The 18,186-nt window shown below is 56.6% G+C and carries 18 protein-coding genes; 7 read left to right on the top strand and 11 right to left on the bottom strand.

Annotated features, from left to right (window positions below; genetic code table 11):
- The first annotated feature begins 69 nt into the window (after positions 1–69).
- From ACR0MJ_RS19140 to ACR0MJ_RS19120, 5 genes are all read left to right on the top strand, one after another.
- Positions 70–1,425, top strand: a complete 1,356-nt coding sequence (locus tag ACR0MJ_RS19140) for an ABC transporter substrate-binding protein (protein WP_170512843.1) — start codon at positions 70–72, stop codon at positions 1,423–1,425.
- Between the two features lie 65 nt (positions 1,426–1,490).
- On the top strand, positions 1,491–2,498 hold the full coding sequence (locus tag ACR0MJ_RS19135; protein WP_170402173.1) for a carbohydrate ABC transporter permease: 1,008 nt from the start codon (positions 1,491–1,493) through the stop codon (positions 2,496–2,498).
- 12 nt (positions 2,499–2,510) lie between these two features.
- A complete protein-coding gene (locus ACR0MJ_RS19130; protein WP_480762202.1) occupies positions 2,511–3,659 on the top strand; it encodes a carbohydrate ABC transporter permease in 1,149 nt (382 codons plus the stop codon).
- A gap of 9 nt (positions 3,660–3,668) precedes the next feature.
- A complete protein-coding gene (locus ACR0MJ_RS19125; protein ID WP_480746098.1) occupies positions 3,669–5,324 on the top strand; it encodes an alpha-glucosidase in 1,656 nt (551 codons plus the stop codon).
- Positions 5,325–5,327: 3 nt separating this feature from the next.
- Positions 5,328–6,410: a sn-glycerol-3-phosphate ABC transporter ATP-binding protein UgpC gene (locus tag ACR0MJ_RS19120; protein ID WP_170646672.1), complete on the top strand. Its 1,083-nt coding sequence runs from the start codon at positions 5,328–5,330 to the stop codon at positions 6,408–6,410.
- On the opposite strand, the gene ACR0MJ_RS19115 is transcribed toward ACR0MJ_RS19120, so the two are convergent.
- From ACR0MJ_RS19115 to ACR0MJ_RS19100, 4 genes are all read right to left on the bottom strand, one after another.
- Positions 6,407–7,528, bottom strand: coding sequence for an aminotransferase (locus tag ACR0MJ_RS19115; RefSeq protein ID WP_480762201.1), 1,122 nt, complete (start codon positions 7,526–7,528; stop codon positions 6,407–6,409). The two genes, ACR0MJ_RS19120 and ACR0MJ_RS19115, sit on opposite strands and share 4 nt — an antisense overlap.
- A 107-nt stretch (positions 7,529–7,635) precedes the next feature.
- Entirely contained in the window at positions 7,636–8,742 is a 1,107-nt protein-coding gene (locus ACR0MJ_RS19110) for a mandelate racemase/muconate lactonizing enzyme family protein (protein ID WP_480762200.1), read from the bottom strand.
- 25 nt (positions 8,743–8,767) lie between these two features.
- Positions 8,768–9,325, bottom strand: a complete 558-nt coding sequence (locus tag ACR0MJ_RS19105; RefSeq protein WP_480762199.1) for a dimethylsulfonioproprionate lyase family protein — start codon at positions 9,323–9,325, stop codon at positions 8,768–8,770.
- Positions 9,326–9,342: 17 nt separating this feature from the next.
- Positions 9,343–10,425, bottom strand: coding sequence for an alcohol dehydrogenase family protein (locus tag ACR0MJ_RS19100; protein ID WP_480762198.1), 1,083 nt, complete (start codon positions 10,423–10,425; stop codon positions 9,343–9,345).
- Positions 10,426–10,555: 130 nt separating this feature from the next.
- Here ACR0MJ_RS19100 and ACR0MJ_RS19095 point away from each other — a divergent pair, with 130 nt between their 5' ends.
- Positions 10,556–11,443 (top strand): MurR/RpiR family transcriptional regulator, encoded by an 888-nt coding sequence (locus tag ACR0MJ_RS19095; protein ID WP_170392553.1) that lies wholly within the window; start codon positions 10,556–10,558, stop codon positions 11,441–11,443.
- 28 nt (positions 11,444–11,471) lie between these two features.
- Here ACR0MJ_RS19095 and ACR0MJ_RS19090 read toward each other — a convergent pair whose 3' ends face one another.
- A complete protein-coding gene (locus ACR0MJ_RS19090) occupies positions 11,472–12,212 on the bottom strand; it encodes an SDR family oxidoreductase (protein ID WP_480762197.1) in 741 nt (246 codons plus the stop codon).
- A gap of 37 nt (positions 12,213–12,249) precedes the next feature.
- A complete protein-coding gene (locus tag ACR0MJ_RS19085) occupies positions 12,250–13,245 on the bottom strand; it encodes a quinone oxidoreductase family protein (protein ID WP_480762196.1) in 996 nt (331 codons plus the stop codon).
- Positions 13,246–13,336: 91 nt separating this feature from the next.
- Between ACR0MJ_RS19085 and ACR0MJ_RS19080 the strand changes: the two genes are divergently transcribed.
- A complete protein-coding gene (locus ACR0MJ_RS19080) occupies positions 13,337–14,173 on the top strand; it encodes a LysR family transcriptional regulator (protein WP_480762195.1) in 837 nt (278 codons plus the stop codon).
- A 3-nt stretch (positions 14,174–14,176) separates the two neighbouring features.
- On the opposite strand, the gene ACR0MJ_RS19075 is transcribed toward ACR0MJ_RS19080, so the two are convergent.
- From ACR0MJ_RS19075 to ACR0MJ_RS19055, 5 genes are all read right to left on the bottom strand, one after another.
- On the bottom strand, positions 14,177–14,869 hold the full coding sequence (locus ACR0MJ_RS19075; protein WP_170625139.1) for an SDR family NAD(P)-dependent oxidoreductase: 693 nt from the start codon (positions 14,867–14,869) through the stop codon (positions 14,177–14,179).
- A gap of 111 nt (positions 14,870–14,980) precedes the next feature.
- Positions 14,981–15,487, bottom strand: coding sequence for a nuclear transport factor 2 family protein (locus tag ACR0MJ_RS19070; RefSeq protein WP_480762194.1), 507 nt, complete (start codon positions 15,485–15,487; stop codon positions 14,981–14,983).
- Positions 15,488–15,540: 53 nt separating this feature from the next.
- Positions 15,541–16,035, bottom strand: coding sequence for a nuclear transport factor 2 family protein (locus ACR0MJ_RS19065; RefSeq protein WP_223116901.1), 495 nt, complete (start codon positions 16,033–16,035; stop codon positions 15,541–15,543).
- Positions 16,036–16,093: 58 nt separating this feature from the next.
- A complete protein-coding gene (locus tag ACR0MJ_RS19060; RefSeq protein WP_480762193.1) occupies positions 16,094–17,047 on the bottom strand; it encodes an alpha/beta hydrolase in 954 nt (317 codons plus the stop codon).
- A 113-nt stretch (positions 17,048–17,160) separates the two neighbouring features.
- The gene (locus ACR0MJ_RS19055) at positions 17,161–18,048 is read right to left on the bottom strand and encodes a helix-turn-helix transcriptional regulator (protein ID WP_170564335.1); all 888 of its coding nucleotides are present in this window, start codon (positions 18,046–18,048) and stop codon (positions 17,161–17,163) included.
- Between the last annotated feature and the right edge of the window lie 138 nt (positions 18,049–18,186).

The following is an 18,186-nucleotide window of genomic DNA, read 5'->3' as shown; positions in this document are numbered from 1 at the left end:
TAAAGTACGGCATCCAAAGCGCTTTGAAAACGAATCTCGTTTGCGCCGAAAATATTGGGAGGAGAACTCATGAGACACGCACTTTATTCGGGTGCGGCGGCGATCGCTCTGCTGGCCGGGTCGGTTCAAGCACAAGATTTGGTCTTCGCGCCGGGCGAGGGGCCGTTCAACTGGGACAGCTATAATGCCTGGGCCGAAAGCGCCCCGGATCTGAGCGGTCAGACGGTCACGATTTTTGGTCCGTGGCTGACCCCGGAGGACGGTTACTTCAACAACATGATTGCCTATTTCGAAGAGGCGACTGGCGCAGATGTGATCTATACCGGTTCCGACAGTTTCGAGCAGCAGATCGTTATCGATGCCGAGGCAGGATCAGCCCCCAATATCGCGGTCTTCCCGCAGCCAGGACTGGCGGCGATCATGGCATCCAAAGGGCAGCTGACGCCGCTGGGTGAAGATATGGCGGCCTGGGTTGGTGATAATTATGCGGCTGGCGATTCCTGGGTTGATCTTGGCACTTACAAAGACGCTGACGGCAATGACCAGATGTATGGCTTCTTCTACAATGTGAACGTCAAGTCTCTGGTCTGGTATAACCCGGAAAACTTCGAGGATGCCGGATACGAAGTGCCGACGAGCATGGAAGAACTGAAGGCCCTGACCGAGCAGATCGTCGCCGATGGCGAAACCCCGTGGTGCATTGGCCTGGGATCGGGTGCCGCCACCGGTTGGCCGGCGACCGACTGGGTTGAAGACATGATGCTGCGGACTCAGCCGCCCGAGGTTTACGACCAGTGGGTGACAAACGAGATCCCGTTTGACGATCCGCGCGTTATCGCCGCAATCGAAGAGTTTGGCTGGTTCGCGCGTGATGACGCCAAGGTCTCGGGTGGGTCAGATGCTGTCGCCTCGACTGACTTCCGCGACAGCCCCAAAGGCATGTTCTCATCGCCGCCGCAGTGCTACATGCACCGTCAGGCATCCTTCGTTCCGGCTTTCTTCCCCGAAGATGTCGAGTTCGGCCTGGATGCAGATTTCTTTTACATGCCGTCTTTCGCAGACAAGGACTTGGGTAACCCGGTTCTGGGTGGCGGTACTCTGATGGCGGTAAGCAATCCATCGGATGCGACCAGCGCGTTCATGGAGTTCCTCAAGCAGCCGATTGCTCATGAAGTCATGATGGCACAAACCGGATTCCTGACCCCGCATAAGGGCGTGAACACCGAAGCCTATAAGGATGATACTCTGCGCGGTCTGGGTGACATTCTACTGGGCGCGACCACCTTCCGCTTCGACGGCTCGGACCTAATGCCGGGCGCCGTGGGTGCGGGTACGTTCTGGACCGGCATGGTTGACTATACTGGCGGGAAATCCGCCGAAGAAGTCACCGGCGAAATCCAGTCATCTTGGGACGCAATCAAGTAATCCGCTGAACCTTCGGGCAACCTTTCAATCAGGTTGCCCGAAACCCTAGCAAGGGAGAGGACGCCATGAATCCGGCAATTCAGGGCCTGCTAACAATCGTAATCGGTGTGTCGGGATGCGTGGGCTATTTCTACCTGTCCAACCAATTTCTGGATAAAGTCCTGTTCCCTGCGCGTGGACCGAACGCGGGTCGCAATATCAACCGCGCGAATATGATCCGGCCCTGGCTGTTTCTGCTTCCCGCGATCCTCGCCCTTGGGGTCTATCTTGCCTATCCGGTGTTTGAGACGCTGCGCCTGTCGCTGACTGATCGGGTCGCCGGTGGTGGATATGAATGGGCGGGTTTTGACAACTATACCCAGATGGTAGCCGAGCCGAAATTCTGGGAGGCGATGCGCAACAACATGCTTTGGCTGATTGTTGTACCTGCCATGTCCACCGCATTTGGCCTGCTCGTGGCGCAGCTAACGGATCGCATCCGCTGGGGTAACGTCGCCAAGTCGCTGATCTTTATGCCGATGGCGATTTCTTTCGTTGGCGCCTCGGTAATCTGGAAACTGGTCTATGATGCACGTCCGGCCGATCAGGATCAGATCGGCGTCCTGAACGCGATCTACATCTTCTTTGGTGGAACCGAAACGCACACCTGGCTGACCCTGCCTTTCTGGAACAATTTCTTCCTGATGATCGTGCTGGTCTGGATACAAACCGGCTTTGCGATGGTCATTCTGTCCGCCGCGCTGCGCGGCATCCCGGAAGAGACCATCGAGGCCGCCATTCTGGACGGGGCCAATCCGTTCCAGATTTTCTTCAAGATCAAAGTGCCGCAGATCAAAACCACGATCATGGTGGTCTGGACCACCATCACCATCGTGGTCCTCAAGGTCTTTGACATCGTTTTTGCGATGACCAACGGCCAGTGGGAGACGCAGGTTCTGGCCAATTACATGTACGACAAGATGTTCCGCGCCAATGACTGGGGCGTGGGATCGGCATCCGCCATGGTGATCATGTTGCTGGTGACGCCGATCCTGATCTGGAACGTGCGCAATGCGCGCAAAGAAATGCAGTAGGAGGACGGGGTTATGAGCGATATTGCAGGAACCCGCCCAGCCCTAAGATGGGTCGTTCACGCCTCGGTCGTGCTGCTTGTGGTGCTTTGGGTTTTCCCAACACTCGGTTTGTTGATCTCGTCATTCAGAACAGCGGACCAGATTTCCAGCAGCGGCTGGTGGCGGGCGCTCTTCCCGTCGGAACAAAACCTGACTCTGCGCGCGGCGACACCTGAAACGCAAGTTTTGCAGGATGGTCTCTATGTGATCGAAGGCAATATCTTCGATGGTGATCGGGCCTCGGACATTTCGCGATGGGGTGTGAATTCCCGTGCGATTGATGCCTTTGCTCCGGGCGAAACGGCTGAGCTTCGTCGTGGCGGGACGATCACGGTTCAGGCCAACGGTGACTATCGGATGGAAAACGCAGAAGAGTTTTCGGGCAAGCGCGGCCCTCGCGTGTTTGTGACGACTACTCTGCCGCCTGAATTCACCTTGGAAAACTATGCCCATGTTCTGTTCAACGAAAGCAGTTCCGACAGTATGGGCAAGGCGTTCTTCAATACCCTGACGGTGACGATCCCGGCGACGATTATCCCGATTCTTGTCGCAGCATTTGCGGCTTACGCGCTGGCATGGATGGATTTCCCGGGGCGTGCCCTGCTGATCGCTGCGGTGGTTGGCCTATTGGTGGTGCCATTGCAGCTGGCGCTGATCCCGTTGCTGAAACTGCATCTCAATATCGGGATCGGTAAAGGATACCTCGGGGTCTGGATGGCTCATACCGGGTTCGGGATGCCATTGGCGATCTACCTATTGCGTAACTACATGGCCGGGCTGCCTCGTGACCTGATTGAGAACGCCCGGGTAGATGGCGCAACCGAGTTTCAGATTTTTACCAAGTTGATCCTGCCGCTTAGCTTTCCGGCACTGGCATCCTTTGCGATCTTCCAGTTCCTTTGGACATGGAACGATCTGCTGGTTGCCAAAGTCTTCCTGATCGATGCCAGCGGCCAAACAACGGTAATGACCAACCGTATCGTCGAGCTGCTGGGTACGCGGGGCGGTAACTGGGAAATCTTGGCCACGGCGGCGTTTGTCTCAATCGCGGTGCCGTTGGCAGTCTTCTTTGCAATGCAGAAATATCTGGTTCGCGGCTTGCTGGCCGGTTCCGTAAAATAAGGGCGTGTGATGAACGTGCAGACCAACGCGACAGCATTCGAAAAAACCAAGTCGGCGTCAGATTGGTGGCGGGGCGGGGTGATCTATCAGATCTATCCGCGCAGCTTTCAGGACAGCAACGGTGACGGGATCGGAGACTTAAAGGGTATCACCCAGCGGTTAGGCTACATCGCCTCGCTGGGGGTTGATGCAATCTGGATTTCGCCGTTCTTCAAATCTCCGATGAAGGATTTCGGTTATGATGTCAGCGACTATCGCGATGTCGATCCGATGTTCGGCACCATGGGAGATTTCAAAGAGCTGCTGGATCAAGCCCATGCGCATGGGTTGAAGGTGATGATCGATCTGGTGCTATCCCACACCTCAGATCAGCATCCATGGTTCAACGAAAGCCGCGCCAGCCGCGAGAACCCGAAATCCGATTGGTATGTCTGGGCTGATCCCAAACCCGACGGGACACCTCCGAATAACTGGCTTTCGATCTTTGGCGGCTCGGCGTGGCAGTGGGATGCGCGGCGGTTGCAGTATTATCTGCACAACTTCCTGACCTCGCAGCCGGATTTGAACTTCCACTGCAAGGAAGTTCAGGATGCGTTGCTGGATGTGGCGCGCTTCTGGCTGGATATGGGGGTCGACGGGTTCCGTCTGGACACCATCAATTTCTATTTCCACGACGCCCAGCTACGTGACAATCCTGGCCTGCCGATGGATCAGAGGAACTCATCCATTGCGCCGATGGTGAACCCGTATAACCATCAGGATCACCTCTATTCCAAAAGTCAGCCCGAGAATATCGCCTTCCTGGAAAGGCTACGCGCCCTGACTGACGAATACGAGGGCCGCGCCTGTCTGGGTGAGGTCGGCGACGCGCAGCGCGGGCTTGAGATTATGGGCGAATACACCAGCGGCGATAAACGGATGCACATGTGTTATGCTTTCGAGTTCCTCGAAAAGCGGGCTTTGACGGCAGCTTACGCAAAGCAGGTTTTTGACCAGCTTGAGGACAAGGCGGGTGATGCATGGCCATGCTGGGCCTTCTCAAACCACGACGTGCAACGCCATGCTTCGCGTTGGGGTTTGGACGATGCAGCTGTCCGGCAGCACGCCGTTTTGATGATGTGCCTGCGTGGCTCAGCCTGCCTGTATCAGGGTGAGGAACTGGGTCTGCCCGAGGCAGATGTTGCGTTCGAAGATTTGCAAGACCCCTATGGTATTGAATTCTGGCCGGAATTCAAAGGTCGCGATGGCTGCCGTACTCCGATGGTCTGGGCCGCACAGGACGAACAATCCGGGTTCAGCACGAGCCGTCCCTGGTTGCCAGTCAGCGCTGCGCAGGCCGAGCGGGCGGTGGATCGGTTGGAAAAAGATCCAGCGTCGATGCTGCACCACTACCGCCATGCGATTGCATTGCGTCATGCGCACTCAGCGCTGATGTCCGGCGCGCAGACAGGGATGTCACAAATCGGTTCGGTATTGACCTTCACCCGAGAGGATGAAGCCGAGCAGGTCTTCTGCGCCTTCAATCTGGGTGACTGTCCGGTTGGCGTGACCCTGCCAGAAGGTGACTGGCAAGTGATCGGGGAGGAGTTGGGCGGCGTTCGCGGGGAAAGCAACGTGACGCTGGATGCCGCTCAATTCTGTCTATTGGCTCGGGAAAAGAGGTAAACCATGTCGGAACTCAAGCTTACGGATGTGGCCAAATCCTATGGTCCTGTCGATGTTCTGAAACATATCGATCTCGAGATCGAGCAAGGCGAACTGATTGTCTTTGTCGGTCCGTCAGGTTGCGGAAAATCCACTTTGCTGAGGATGATCGCAGGCCTTGAAAAGATCACTGGCGGTACGCTTGAGATCGAAGGGCAGGTGGTGAACGATGTGCCACCTGCGCAACGCGGCATCGCGATGGTGTTCCAGTCCTATGCGCTTTACCCGCATATGACGGTGCGCGAAAACATGGCCTTCGCGCTCAAGATCGCCAAGATGCCCAGTGCCGAGGTTGACGCCGCCGTGGAGCGTGCAGCGCAGATTCTGCAGCTTGAACCTCTGCTGGATCGTCTGCCCAAGGCATTGTCTGGTGGACAGCGTCAGCGTGTTGCCATCGGTCGTGCCATCGTGCGCGACCCCAAGGTGTATCTGTTCGATGAGCCGCTTTCGAACCTCGATGCCGCCCTGCGCGTGGCGACGCGGATCGAGATCGCCCGTCTGAAAGAAGCGATGCCCGACAGTACGATGATCTACGTCACTCACGATCAGGTCGAGGCGATGACACTCGCCAGTCGCATTGTGGTTCTGGCAAACAAAGGGGTCGCGCAGGTCGGTACGCCGCTGGAACTGTACGAGACGCCAGATAACGAGTTCGTTGCGCAGTTCATCGGCTCACCATCGATGAACCTGCTGCCCGGAACCATCACCGCGACCGGAGAGACAACGACTGTGACGCTGGATGATGGTGGTGTGGCGGTCTCATCGATCCCGACCGAAGCCGCTGATGAGGGCAAAAAGGTCAATATCGGTGTCCGGCCCGAGGATTTGATGATCACTGAAGGAACACCAATTTATTCCGGCTTGGTGGATTTCACCGAAGCCTTGGGTGAGGTCACGCTGCTTTACTTTGCAGTCCCGGATGGACGGGAAGCCGTGATTGCAAAACTACCTGGTGTTCAGCGCAATCTGCGAGGAAAAACCGTCTCGGTCACTGCGGCACCCGAAAAGGTGCATCTGTTCCACAACGGCCAGTCGATGCGGCGCTAGCCCAGTTTCGCAAGGAAGGTGGAAACCTTTGCCAGCCCTTCGCGAATGATCGATGGAGTATTGGCGTAACCGATCCGAACGCAGCCTTCGAGACCCAAGGCAGAGCCCGGCGTGAACATCACGCCGGTTTCCTGCAGCAGTTTCACACAGAACTCGCGCGAGGGCATGTCGACGTCGTAGTGCAACAGCGCGGTTGTTCCGGCCTTGGGTTTGACCCAACTAATCTTGGGCTCGCTTTCGACCCATTCTTCCAGCATGGCGAGGTTGCCGCGCGTAAAGGCGTGGCTGCGCGCCAGAACCTTGTCGTGGTTTTCCAGCGCAAGCGCAGCGAAATGGTCGTCGATCATGCCGACCGAGATCGTGTCATAATCGCGATGGATCGAAACCGCCTCGATCAATTCCGGGTCAGCCGCGATCCAACCCAATCGTAGCCCCGCCAGCGAGAAAGCCTTGGACATGCCTGCGGTTGAAATGCCTTTCTCATAAAGATCTGCAACTGCGTCTGTCATGCCAGAACCTTCCTGCCCGGTGCCACGATAGACCTCGTCACACAGCAACCATGCTCCGGCGGTGCGTGCGATTTCGACGATCTCAAGCAGGAAGGCGCGATCCATCACCGCGCCGGTTGGATTATTGGGGTTGTTGATGGCGATCAGCTTTGTGTCCGGGGTTACTGCAGCGCGCAGCTCTTCCAGATCGGGCAGATAGGCGTTCTCGGCGCGCAGATGAATCTGCGTCACCTCTGCACCGATGCTGGCGGGGATGGAATAGTGCTGTTGATATGTGGGTACGACGGCCACCACCTTGTCGCCGCGCTCGACCAGCGTTTTGTGGACCAGCATGTTGGCGCCAATCGTGCCGTGGGTGACGATGATGTTTTCGCGCTTTTGCTGGTCATAAAGACCACAGATCGCATCACGCAGCCGATCCGAGCCCCGGATCGCGCCATAGGTCATCTTCATCCCAAGCAATTCAGACAGATCATCCGAGTTTTTGCCGGAAAGCTTCAAAAGCTCGGCAATACTCAGGCTCTCGACGCAAGTCTCTGCAAGGTTATAGGCGCAGCGGGTTTCCCATTCATCCATCCAGATTTCGACGCCAAAGGGTTCGATCTTCATCGCGCTATCCTGTTCGACTAAGCCATCGCGCATCGTTCCCATGGCGAAGCGGCAAGGTCAACCTCGGCAGATGACCGTCATCGAACTTGCACAAGAGGCGTGTATCGTTACCGGTAGATCGCCACAGGATCACCCAACGCATCTTCATCTGGGTGAACGCCAAGGCCGGGTGTTTCGGGAAGATGCAGGTGGCCGTCCACGTTTCTCGGCCCACGCCCACCGGCGATATCGACGGTGATCATATCCTGACAGGCCCAGACAGCATGGCAATTCGCATCCGGAATTGTCGCCGCCAGATGCAGCGCTTCGGTATCCGCCAGCACAGAACCACCGGTTGCCATTACAAACATGTCAATCCCATGCGCCAGCGCGACATCGCGCATTCGGGCCGCTTTGGTCAGCCCGCCGACCCGATTGAGCTTGATGCCGAATATTTCGGCAATGCCATCGCGGGCTATGCGCGTCGCGTCCTGAAGGGTAACAAGGCTTTCATCAACCGAAACAGGCGAAGCATGTTTGCCTGAGATCGCGGCAATGCCATCCAGTGTTTCGCAAGGCTGTTCGATCATGACATTGAGGTCTTCGACCGCACTCATCACGCGTAATGCCTGCTGCCGCGACCAGCCGCGATTGACGTCATAGAGGATGATGTCTTCGGGATTGCGCAGGCTTTCCATGTCACGGATTCGGGCGATATCACGGGCCACATCGCCGCCGATTTTGACGGAATGGGCGATATAGCCGCGCTGCCGGTATCGTTCGATGACGGCGCGGGTTTCTTCGATTGTCTTGGCTCCTACGGAGGATGCGATTGGGCGCGGCGTACGCGACCCTCCCCCCATCAAATCAGCAATCGGAAGACCAGCAACCTGACCGGCTATGTCCCAGCACGCCATGTCAATCGGGCTTTTGGCGTAGAGATGTCCGGGTAGGGCCTGATCCATCGCGCGTTCAACATCCAGAACTCGCCGCGGGTCGAGGCCAAGAACAAACGGTGCCATCGTCTCGATCCCGGCCCGTATGCCGGGGCCGTGGGCGGGTACATAGGTATGCCCCCAGGGCGTGCCTTCGCCCCAACCAACAAGCCCTTTGTCGGTTTCAATCTTGACCAGCGTCGCATCCAGCTTCTCAAACTTCAATCGCCCGCCTGACAGCCAGTATGGATGCTCCAATGGCAGGTCGATTTGAAAGACAGAAATCCCGGTAATTCTCATTTTGGTTTCACCTCGACGCAGTATGTCATGCGGCATCCATCCGAGGCAGATCATCCATTCCATCGCCCCGCCACAAGACAAAGGTCAGGATTGAATGATCGCTTGTCGTCATGGCGTGACTTTGCCAACTTTCATGCTGGCGGGTCTGGCCCGGCCCGACAAGCTGTGCATTCCCTTCAACCTTAAAACAGGCTTTTCCAGCGAGCGTCAGGTATAGCTCTTCAGCCCGATGGCTGTGCCAGCCATACTGCAGACCTGCGCCCCAATAGGCGACATAACCGCGTAGTTGGGTCGAATGGAAATGCCCGCTGGGTCCGAACAGTTCGTAATACCCGTACCGAGACAAGAAATCCGCACCGACTTCGGATTCGGAATAGGTCAGTTTCCAGTGCGCTTGCTCAGCAGTTGCTGCAATGGCCGTAACCAATGCCTGTGTTTCGGGCGTACCGCTCAGACCAAATTTGCTGACAAGCCGGGTTGCCGGAATTTGTGCGGGCTGTAAGTCCGTTCTGGATAAATCTGTTGGCCAACCCCCAAAACCCGCCAAATCCGGGTGGTTCTGATGCAATCGCCTGGCGGCCATTAAAACATCATCCAACGTCATGGGATCACCACGATGTTTCCGGTGTGTTTCTTCGCGATGAAGGCGGTTTGTGCCTCATGCAATTGGCTTAGAGGGTAGGTTGCGGCCAGGGCCGGTTTTACTTCGCCCGCTTCGATATAACGTACAAGATTTTGCATTACTTCGGGGTCGATGACGGTCGAGCCTGTAAAGGTCAGATCGCGCAAGTAGAACGTCCGCAAATCGAACTCGACCATAGGGCCCGCGATGGCGCCCGAGCAGGTATAGCGTCCGCCGCGTTCAAGAATGCTGATAAGCTGCGGCCAGTATGACCCGCCCACCACGTCGGCAACGACCGTGATCTTTTCGTCTCCCAACGATTTGCGCAAATCATCGGGGGCGCGGGACAGGATGACATCTGGACCCAACAGAGCCACGTTGTCGTGCTTAGCCTCCGACGCCATCGCGATGACCCGCGCATTTCGGCGCTTGGCCAGTTGAACCAGAGCGCCACCGACGCCGCCAGATGCGCCCGGAACAAGAACAGTGTCAGCCGCGGTGACCTTGGCGCGGGTCAGCATGCCTTCGGCGGTTGAGTAGGAACAGGAGAAGGTTGCCAGCTCAGCATCCGAAAGTGTTGATTGGATGGCTATCGCATTGACAGCCGGGATCGTTGTGTATTCGGCAAAGCCGCCATCTCGCTCTGATCCGAAGTAGCCGGTTTTGTCCTTGTTCACCGGATCGGTCGGATCGCGCAACCAGCAATCGGTTATCACACGCTCGCCCAAGCGGTTTGGATCCACGCCGTCTCCAACTCCAACGATCTGCCCACAGACATCCGCCCCTTGAATGCGCGGAAAGGCCAGTGGCGCTCCGCCCCAGGTTGGGTCATCAGTGCCGACCTCTTCAAACGCGCCACCGGTGGTCGCATCGCTGACTGTTTTAGAATACCAGCCGGACCTAGTGTTTACGTCGGTATTGTTCAGGCCACAGGCACCAACCTTGATCAGAACTTCGCCCGGTTTGGGAGTGGGGCAGGTCCAGTTTTCGTGCCAGACCATCTTATCCAGATCACCGTGCCCCATGGTGACCATCGCCTTCATTGTCTCGGATTGGGCCATGCGGCAAACTCCGTCGATGCATTTACGGTGACCTCAATCAAACGCGGGAGTGAGCTGAAATACATCGGTCCGGCCCCCTGAGTCGATTTGGTCTCGACACCGTATGCAAACAAAAATACCATCGTCAATCATGAATGGGACAGATGTATCAAATTTAGTTTTGGAACGGCTGGCGGAAGAACTGTCTCAGTTGACACCCGAGGCACGCAAGGCTGCGACCTATGTGCTTGAGAACCCGCGCGACGTGGGCGTATCGACTGTACGCGAAATTGCTGAAGCCGCCAATGTGAAACCCAATACCATTGTCCGAATGGCGCGGCAGGTGGGGTTCGAAGGCTACGAAGATTTCCGGGTTCCCTTCCGCGAGGCGATCCGGCGCGGGCAGGCCGATTTCCCGGAGCGCGCGCGTTGGCTGCAGGATATTCGTAAGTCCGGCAATATGGGCGGGCTTTATGCGGATATGGTTCAGGACGCCCTGCGCAATGTCGAGGAGACGTTTGCCAATATCTCGTCCGAACAGCTGAAAGCCGCCGCTGAAGATATCTGGAATTCGCGTAACGTGTTCGTGCTGGGCGTTGGTGTGAACAATTCGAATGCGCGAAACTTTGTTTATCTGGCCTCGACGGGCATGGTGCAGTTTCATGCTATCCCGCGCGCCGGATCAAATCCGATTGACGATCTGGCATGGGCGGACAAACGCGATGTGCTAATTGCGATGACCTGCAAACCTTATCGGAATGAAGTGGTCGAGGCGGTGCAAGTTGCCCGAGAGCAGGGCATGACGGTGGTCGGTCTTTCTGACAGCCCAGCCAGCCCTGTTCTGCGCAATGCACAACACGGGTTCGTCATCTCGGCGGATACGCCGCAATTCTTCCCGTCATCAGTAAGTACTATCGCATTGCTCGAAACGCTTTTGTCCTTCGTCATTGCAGTGGCCAGCGACGAGATTGTCGAAAGAGTGGCGACCTTTCACAAGCGTCGCCATCAGCTAGGCCTATATCACGCGGAAGAGCCCTGATTGGATCAGGCCAATCCGCATTGGCCATTCAGCCACGCACCAGGTGACCTCCATCCACATCCAGCACAGCGCCTGTGAGATAGCCATTTGTCATTGCCATTATCACAGCTTGGGCGATGTCCTCTGCCTCACCAATGCGTCCGACGGGCAGGCTGTTACCAACCTGAGCGAACATGGCCTCGCGAGCCTCATTCGACATTGCCGCGTAAGCCTCGGTCGCAACCATTCCAGGGCTGATGCAGTTCACACGCGCACGGTTTGATAGCTCCAATGCCAACCCCTTGGACAGGGCTTCGACCGCCGCGTTCACGGCCCCAAGACCCGTTGCACCGGCAGAGGGTCGGCGGCTGAGGACGCCAGAAAAGAAGGTGATGGAGCCGCCTTCAGTCAAGACAGGCAAGACTTCACGCGCCGCCACATAGGGCCCGATAAATTTAGCCTCGAACATCGCGCGCAGGTCAGTGGTTGGCAATTCGGCGAAGGCCCCACGCGCTGCGCTTGAGGCAGAGATGACCAGATGATCTACTTTTTCAAGGCCGCTGGCCCAGGACTTCATGCCAGTTTCGTTGGTGGTATCGACCGGTGCGATCTGAACTTCGCCTCCGATGTCTGCCGCTGCTGCTTCCAGCTTGGCGGGACTCCGGCTGGCGATGGTAACTTTCGCACCAAGCGCCACCGCCAGCTTTGCGGTGGCCTTACCCATGCCGCTGCTGCCGCCAATGATAACAACGTGTTTGCCGATGAGGGCCGTTTCGAAAACCGAGTTCATTGCTTTGGTTCCTTGCTTGTCGTGTTTGTTAAATGAGTCAATCGATGCTGAGCACCAACTTGCCGGTGGTTTCGCCCGCCTCTAGGCGGCGATGCGCTTCAGTGGCCTTGGCGATTGGGTATGTGGTGATCTGAGGACGCAGAATGCCAGTTTCCAACAGCTTGAATACCTTGGTCATGTCCGCGCCGAATGCAGTTGGTCGGTTGGAAAAATACGTGTAAATATCGCTGACCCGCACTGAGACAGATTTCTGGAAGTGTTTCGCCAGATCCTCGGCAAAATCGCCAGCTGGCGGCCCGGCAAGGAATCCGAAGAGCACAGCCGTTCCAAGGGGAGCCAGCGCATCAAGGTCTGATTTCAAGGAGTCACCGGAAACCGGATTCAACGTCAGATCAACACCGCGCCCACTTGTGATCTCTGACACCAGCGTGGCCACGTCCTGAGTACGATAGTCGATGACAAAATCTGCTCCTTGCGCCTGGGCGTATCCGACCTTTTCAGTGCTGACCGACGCGATCACAGTCATGCCCAGATGCTTGGCGATGTGGAGTGCCATCGTGCCCACTCCGCCTGCAGCCGCATGCACCAGTGCGGATCTTCCGGCCGCCGCACCGCCCAGATTGACCAGCATGTGATAGGCCGTCATTGCGTTGACAGGGATTGCTGCTGCGGTTTCAAAGGCGATGGTATCGGCAATTTTGGTTACATAAGGTGCACTTATTACGGAATGCGTACCATAGCCGCCCGCACCAATCGGCCCCATCCATGCGACGCGATCACCCACGGCGAAACCAACGGCATCTTTGCCCGTCGCTTCGACGATTCCGGCACCTTCAACGCCGGGTACATGGGGCAGGTCTGGCATCATGCCCTCTGGCATTTCGCCACGGCGAATAATCGTATCGATAAAATTCACCGCCCCGGCATGATTACGGATCAGGATTTCTCTGGCACCGGGCTGTGCGACAGCTTGGCCAACACTTCGCAGAACTTCGGGCCCGCCAGTTTGGGTGATTTCTATCGCGTATGGCATAATGCATCTCCTTTTGTTTCGCAGAAGATAGCGATGACGCCATTTCGTGATAATAGTTGAGTTTAGAAGGTATTATCTCATAAATAGAATTATGATCTACAACGACCTTGGCCTGTTTACTGTTGTCGCCCACCACCTCAGCTTTTCCAAAGCTGCAGATCGTCTGGATATTCCGCTTAGCAGGATTAGTCGCAGGATTGCCAAGTTAGAGGATCATCTGGGCGCTAAGCTATTCGAGCGCACGACAAGGCAGGTGCGCCTGACCGAAGAGGGGCGCCGTCTTCTGGATCGTTGTCAGGATCCGATTGAAGCGCTTCAGCGTGTTGCGGGTTTTACCGATGACACGCGGCACCACACGATTCGCATTACGGCCCCACCCTTGGCAGCTCGTACAACGATAGGGCCAAAGCTGGTGGATTACGCCGAACAAAATCGTCAGGTCCAGCTTGAACTGACGACGACTAACATCATGCTGGATTTTTTCGCGGACAATATCGACCTCGCCTTTCGGGTCGGTCCGCTTGCGGACTCCGGTCTTGTTGCCAAGCGGTTATGGTCAGTTCCATATTGTTTTTGCGCAGGGCAGGGCTTCATTCGAGAGCACGGGCTTTCGCGTCCTTTAACGCGACCGAAGTTCCAGACTCTTCCTGCGCTGATGGCGGGTCAACCTTGGGTACTGGAAACGGGAGAGACGGTGAATCCAGCCCACATAGCCCATAATATTGGCGACCTTGATGTCATAGCACAGGCCGCTCGTCGTAATCTGGGGATAGCGATGTTGCCGAAGGATATGGTGGAGGGCGATCTGCGACGACTGGAAGTTGAGAATACTGTCCCGCTGACTCGAGACATGTATGTGGTTTATCCCAGCCGTCGCCTGTTGCCCGAGCGTGTCAGGAAACTGATCGATTTCATGGCACCGGGATAAATCCTACCAATCAATTTGCACCCCATCCCGAAAGAAACCACCTGTTGGACCGTTCACGGGCAGTGTTGCAGCCCACACGACGCCCCTAGCCCCTTCGGGAACCGGGCGACCACCCCCGCCCATGTCAGTGGCGACCCAGCCGGGGCACACTGCGTTGACAAGGATGCCTTCGGGTTTCAAATCAGCCGCAGTCTTGATGGTCAGTGCATTGAGCGCTGTTTTCGAGATGCCATATCCGGGAGTGCTGGAAGACATGCCTGTCAGCGCTCCTGAGCCGGAAGACACGTTTACAATCCGGGCATCATGACCATTTTGAAGCAAAGGAACGGCCGAAATGGTTGTTGCCCAGGCTCCGAAGAAGTTGGTCTCGAAAGTACGGCGCACGCGCACAAGGTCGGCGCTGAGCGCGTGCTGATCCGTGTCGTAGTCAACGCCTGCATTGTTTATCAGTATGTTGAGATATCCGTATTCGGAGTTGATCTTATCAAAGGCAGCGTTGACCGAGCTCTGATCGGACACGTCCAGTTGCAAGGCCTTAGCTCCATGCCCAATCTGTTCGGCCGTGGCTTGTCCCTTTTGCGGGTCGCGCGATGCTACCAAAACAAATAATCCATGATCGCGGGCCAGTTGTAGGGCGACTTCTTTGCCGATGCCTCGATTGGCTCCGGTCACAAGTGCGATACGTTGTTCGGTCATGAGGTTTCCTTTGAATTTTCGTCAGTTAACCGAAAGCAAAGCCTAATAGTGAGATTGCCAACATCGCTCTGGCAAGGCAACCGGCGCGCAACGATGCGGCGTTAACTGATGTCAGTTGGCCCCGGCCCCGTGTTCACCGGCGAGGGCGACGAGACCACGATCGCCGGTTTCCCAAAGAGCGGTCATTGTCATCGCTGTTACAACCCAGCGGTCACCTGTTTTTTCCAGCACATAGTCATAACGGCCGCCCAATACCCATAGGCCATCGTCAAGCCGGTGGGTAGCGGTGAAATCAGCCTGCGCCGTCGCGGCGGTTTCTGAAACTGAGGTGATTGCGTGGTTGGTCACCATGTGATGCGTGCTGTCGAACCCGGGCAAGAAGGCGGCCCAGCCCGCAACAAGTTCGTCAGCGGGTTGGGTTGCCGGGTCTCCACCCCAAAGGCTGGTGTAGTCAATGGTGACGTGATCGGCGAAGGCATCCCTTACACGGGTCCAATCATGCCGGTCTGCGCCTGCAGCGATATCCGTTAGGGTGCGGGTGATGTCAGTTTGATCGGCCAATGCAGGGCCTCCAATCATTGTTATGGCGGCGAGCATGGCGATGAGGGATCGTTTCATATCCGGGTCCTTTGTCAGAGTTGGAAAATGCAACGTACATTGCTGCGCCTGCTTCATTCATTAGCCAAGCGTTCAGGCACGGGCGCTAAGGTGTATTGCGACCAAAAAAACGCATTTGCCGCATCCTGATCGGCACTGAGATTGGTGGCCTCGACGATCTTTCCGTTCTCGATCCGGTAGACCAGCGCCCAGATGGTATCGACATTCGGCTTACCTTCGGCGTTGGACCAGCCTCGGTGAATATCTACAACATGGGTTTCATCCGCGCCAAAGTAGATCGGGTCAGCCTGAAACCCAGCTGCGCCCAATTGGGCGAAGAAGGCCAAAACTTCATCCCGACCGTTTTTGGTGCCGCTCAGCGGATGGCGGCCGGGAATGTGCCATTGTACGTCCTCGTCCATGACTGCGGCGATTCCATCAAGGTCGTTCGAGCCGTAAGCCGCAAAGAAGTTCTGAACCACTTTCATATTGTCTTCGGGGGTATCGGCCATTGCATTGCCTCCCATAACGGTCGCGACCGCGAGTGCTAGTTGAAGTTTTCGGGTCATCGGGGTCTCCAAGGGAATGAGGCGTCGGATAGCGAGGCCCGACGCCTGATTAGCAGGATCAATTATCCAATCCGGCGCGGAAGTGGTCGGCAACGGCGTCGGCCGCCCGTGTCACGTCCTCGGGGTTGTCGTAAAAATCGAACTGCGTGACATCCTCGAGCCACTGCGCAGTCGCGTCACCGGCAAATCCGGCAAGGAAGGTCTGCACGCCCTGCGGGATCGCTGCGCTTTCAGAGTGAACAATGGTCAGCGGTTTATCCAGCCGCTGCGGGTTGTCGGCGGGATGGTAGGTCAGCCAGCCTTCCCAGCCTGCATTGTTCCATTTGTCATCATATTCCGGGATCGCCCCACGGTCAGCCTCATAGTAGTAGCCACCGATCGGCATCAGCACGCCTTCGGCACCTTCTGGACCCGCGGCAGGAATGATCTGGCCCCCGGCGGCTTCGGCAGTCCGAGAGACTTGAAGCAAGCCGGCAACACCTTCTGCGCCGCCGTAGACGGCCTCAACAATTTCGGCGTTCTGCAGCCAGGGAGCAACCAAACCAAGTCGCTGAACCAGCGGGTTGCCCGAGACGGCATCGACCATATAACCCGCTGAGGCGCAGATACCCAGCCCATTGATGTGCTCGGCGTCCACTTCTGGCAGGGTCGCTATGAATTCGATCGCTGCCTTGATGTCCGAGGTCTTGGCTTCGGGGCTTTCGACAAAGCGCGCTTGGCTCGGCAGATCGCCGGATTTGCCCCAGCCCCGGAAATCGAAGGTGAAGGCGGCAAATCCGCGTTCGGCCATTTCCCGGGCATAGTTCGCCGGCATCTGTTCTTGTACCGAGGTCCAGGCCCCTGTGACCACGACCGTTGGCAAAGGTGCATCGCCGCGTTCTTCGGGTAGGTACAGTGTGCCGGATAGGGTGGCACCTTCATTCTCAAAGGTGACAATGCGGGTTTCGACCTGTGCGACGGCAGCTGTCGAGGCCATTAAAGCCGCAGCGGTATTCAGAGCGAGGGTTTTCATCGCGATATCTCCCAAAGTCTGTCTGGATGGGCGCAAGCCCGATGACGAAAGAGATACGTTGCCGGAGGTTCACTTGATTGCACCGGACTGCAGTGTTTTTGAATGATCCTGCATCAAGCCATGTTGGCCGCGCGATAAGCCTTGGGGGTTTGTCCCACCACCTGTTTAAAGCTGCGCGTGAAATGAGCCTGATCGGAAAAGCCACATTCCAAAGCGATATCACCCAGAGGACGCTGCTGGTCCTGCATCATCTTCATCGCCTGTTCAATTCGGTAGGCCATGACATATTGCATCGGGGTCGTGCCCAACGTCTCTTTGAACATGCGTGCGAAGTGCGAAGGGCTCATTCCCGCCTCGGTCGCGAGTTGCTCAACGGTTATGGTCTGATCCAGCCGGTTCTGTACAAAGGTCAAAACGCGCTGGTAATGCCGGGATGTGAAGCGGGATGACAACTGAACATCTTCGATCCGGCGTTTTCCATATTTCTGGAGCAGTTTCACTAGGAATACGCGGCTCATGGCTTCGAACATCACGACCGAAGACATGTCGGTCGATTCCAATGCGTCGCGCAGTATAACGCCAGCCGTGCACAGATCAGGGTCCGAGAACTGCGGCAAATCCCGAAATTGCTGCGGGTCAAGCAGCATGCCCAGCTCGGACTGAGCAAAGCGTTCAACCTTAGCCGGGTCCAGCGTGATAACGATGACATCAGACGTCGCGTACCACCGCCAACCCGATCGCATACCAGCCGGAGTGACGATGATTTCATCCTTGTGAAACATGAAATCCCGCAACTCACCATCCCTCCAGTTCTGAACTCTGTGCGGAATGGTCTGGAGATTGAGAAGCACGTGATGCTCTTTGAAAACATCCTCGGGCATCTGATCCGGCTCAGCCCGGAAATACCGAACGGACATCAACCCTGCAGCCGAAGGCCGCTCGATCGCATCGCTGTTTAGTAAAGGTTCCGAGGGGTAAATGTCCGCATATCTCGAAGGCAATCGTCGGCTCCCATAGTGCACTTGGGCAATTCTCGCTGGCGTCGATCGCACACAGTTGAAAACATCCAACAGGGGTGCGAACCCATGGAGTGGTGCCGTGGCCACCTGCTTCTCGCAACGCAGCCGTAGCGTTCGGGT

This window comes from Ruegeria sp. C6 (assembly GCF_056537625.1).
The sequence above is the reverse complement of the archived record's forward strand: the minus strand, read 5'-3'. Positions and strand labels throughout refer to the sequence as shown.

Bases quoted from the DNA above. Each gene is read 5' to 3' on its own strand.
- ACR0MJ_RS19140 (WP_170512843.1), top strand. From the start codon at position 70: ATGAGACACGCACTTTATTCGGGTGCGGCGGCGATCGCTCTGCTGGCC.
- ACR0MJ_RS19065 (WP_223116901.1), bottom strand. From the start codon at position 16,035: ATGACCCGAAAACTTCAACTAGCACTCGCGGTCGCGACCGTTATGGGA.
- ACR0MJ_RS19120 (WP_170646672.1), top strand. From the start codon at position 5,328: ATGTCGGAACTCAAGCTTACGGATGTGGCCAAATCCTATGGTCCTGTC.
- ACR0MJ_RS19135 (WP_170402173.1), top strand. From the start codon at position 1,491: ATGAATCCGGCAATTCAGGGCCTGCTAACAATCGTAATCGGTGTGTCG.
- ACR0MJ_RS19125 (WP_480746098.1), top strand. From the start codon at position 3,669: ATGAACGTGCAGACCAACGCGACAGCATTCGAAAAAACCAAGTCGGCG.
- ACR0MJ_RS19100 (WP_480762198.1), bottom strand. From the start codon at position 10,425: ATGGCCCAATCCGAGACAATGAAGGCGATGGTCACCATGGGGCACGGT.
- ACR0MJ_RS19075 (WP_170625139.1), bottom strand. From the start codon at position 14,869: ATGACCGAACAACGTATCGCACTTGTGACCGGAGCCAATCGAGGCATC.
- ACR0MJ_RS19080 (WP_480762195.1), top strand. From the start codon at position 13,337: ATGATCTACAACGACCTTGGCCTGTTTACTGTTGTCGCCCACCACCTC.
- ACR0MJ_RS19095 (WP_170392553.1), top strand. From the start codon at position 10,556: ATGAATGGGACAGATGTATCAAATTTAGTTTTGGAACGGCTGGCGGAA.
- ACR0MJ_RS19105 (WP_480762199.1), bottom strand. From the start codon at position 9,325: ATGGCCGCCAGGCGATTGCATCAGAACCACCCGGATTTGGCGGGTTTT.
- ACR0MJ_RS19130 (WP_480762202.1), top strand. From the start codon at position 2,511: ATGAGCGATATTGCAGGAACCCGCCCAGCCCTAAGATGGGTCGTTCAC.
- ACR0MJ_RS19085 (WP_480762196.1), bottom strand. From the start codon at position 13,245: ATGCCATACGCGATAGAAATCACCCAAACTGGCGGGCCCGAAGTTCTG.
- ACR0MJ_RS19070 (WP_480762194.1), bottom strand. From the start codon at position 15,487: ATGAAACGATCCCTCATCGCCATGCTCGCCGCCATAACAATGATTGGA.
- ACR0MJ_RS19060 (WP_480762193.1), bottom strand. From the start codon at position 17,047: ATGAAAACCCTCGCTCTGAATACCGCTGCGGCTTTAATGGCCTCGACA.
- ACR0MJ_RS19090 (WP_480762197.1), bottom strand. From the start codon at position 12,212: ATGAACTCGGTTTTCGAAACGGCCCTCATCGGCAAACACGTTGTTATC.
- ACR0MJ_RS19115 (WP_480762201.1), bottom strand. From the start codon at position 7,528: ATGAAGATCGAACCCTTTGGCGTCGAAATCTGGATGGATGAATGGGAA.
- ACR0MJ_RS19110 (WP_480762200.1), bottom strand. From the start codon at position 8,742: ATGAGAATTACCGGGATTTCTGTCTTTCAAATCGACCTGCCATTGGAG.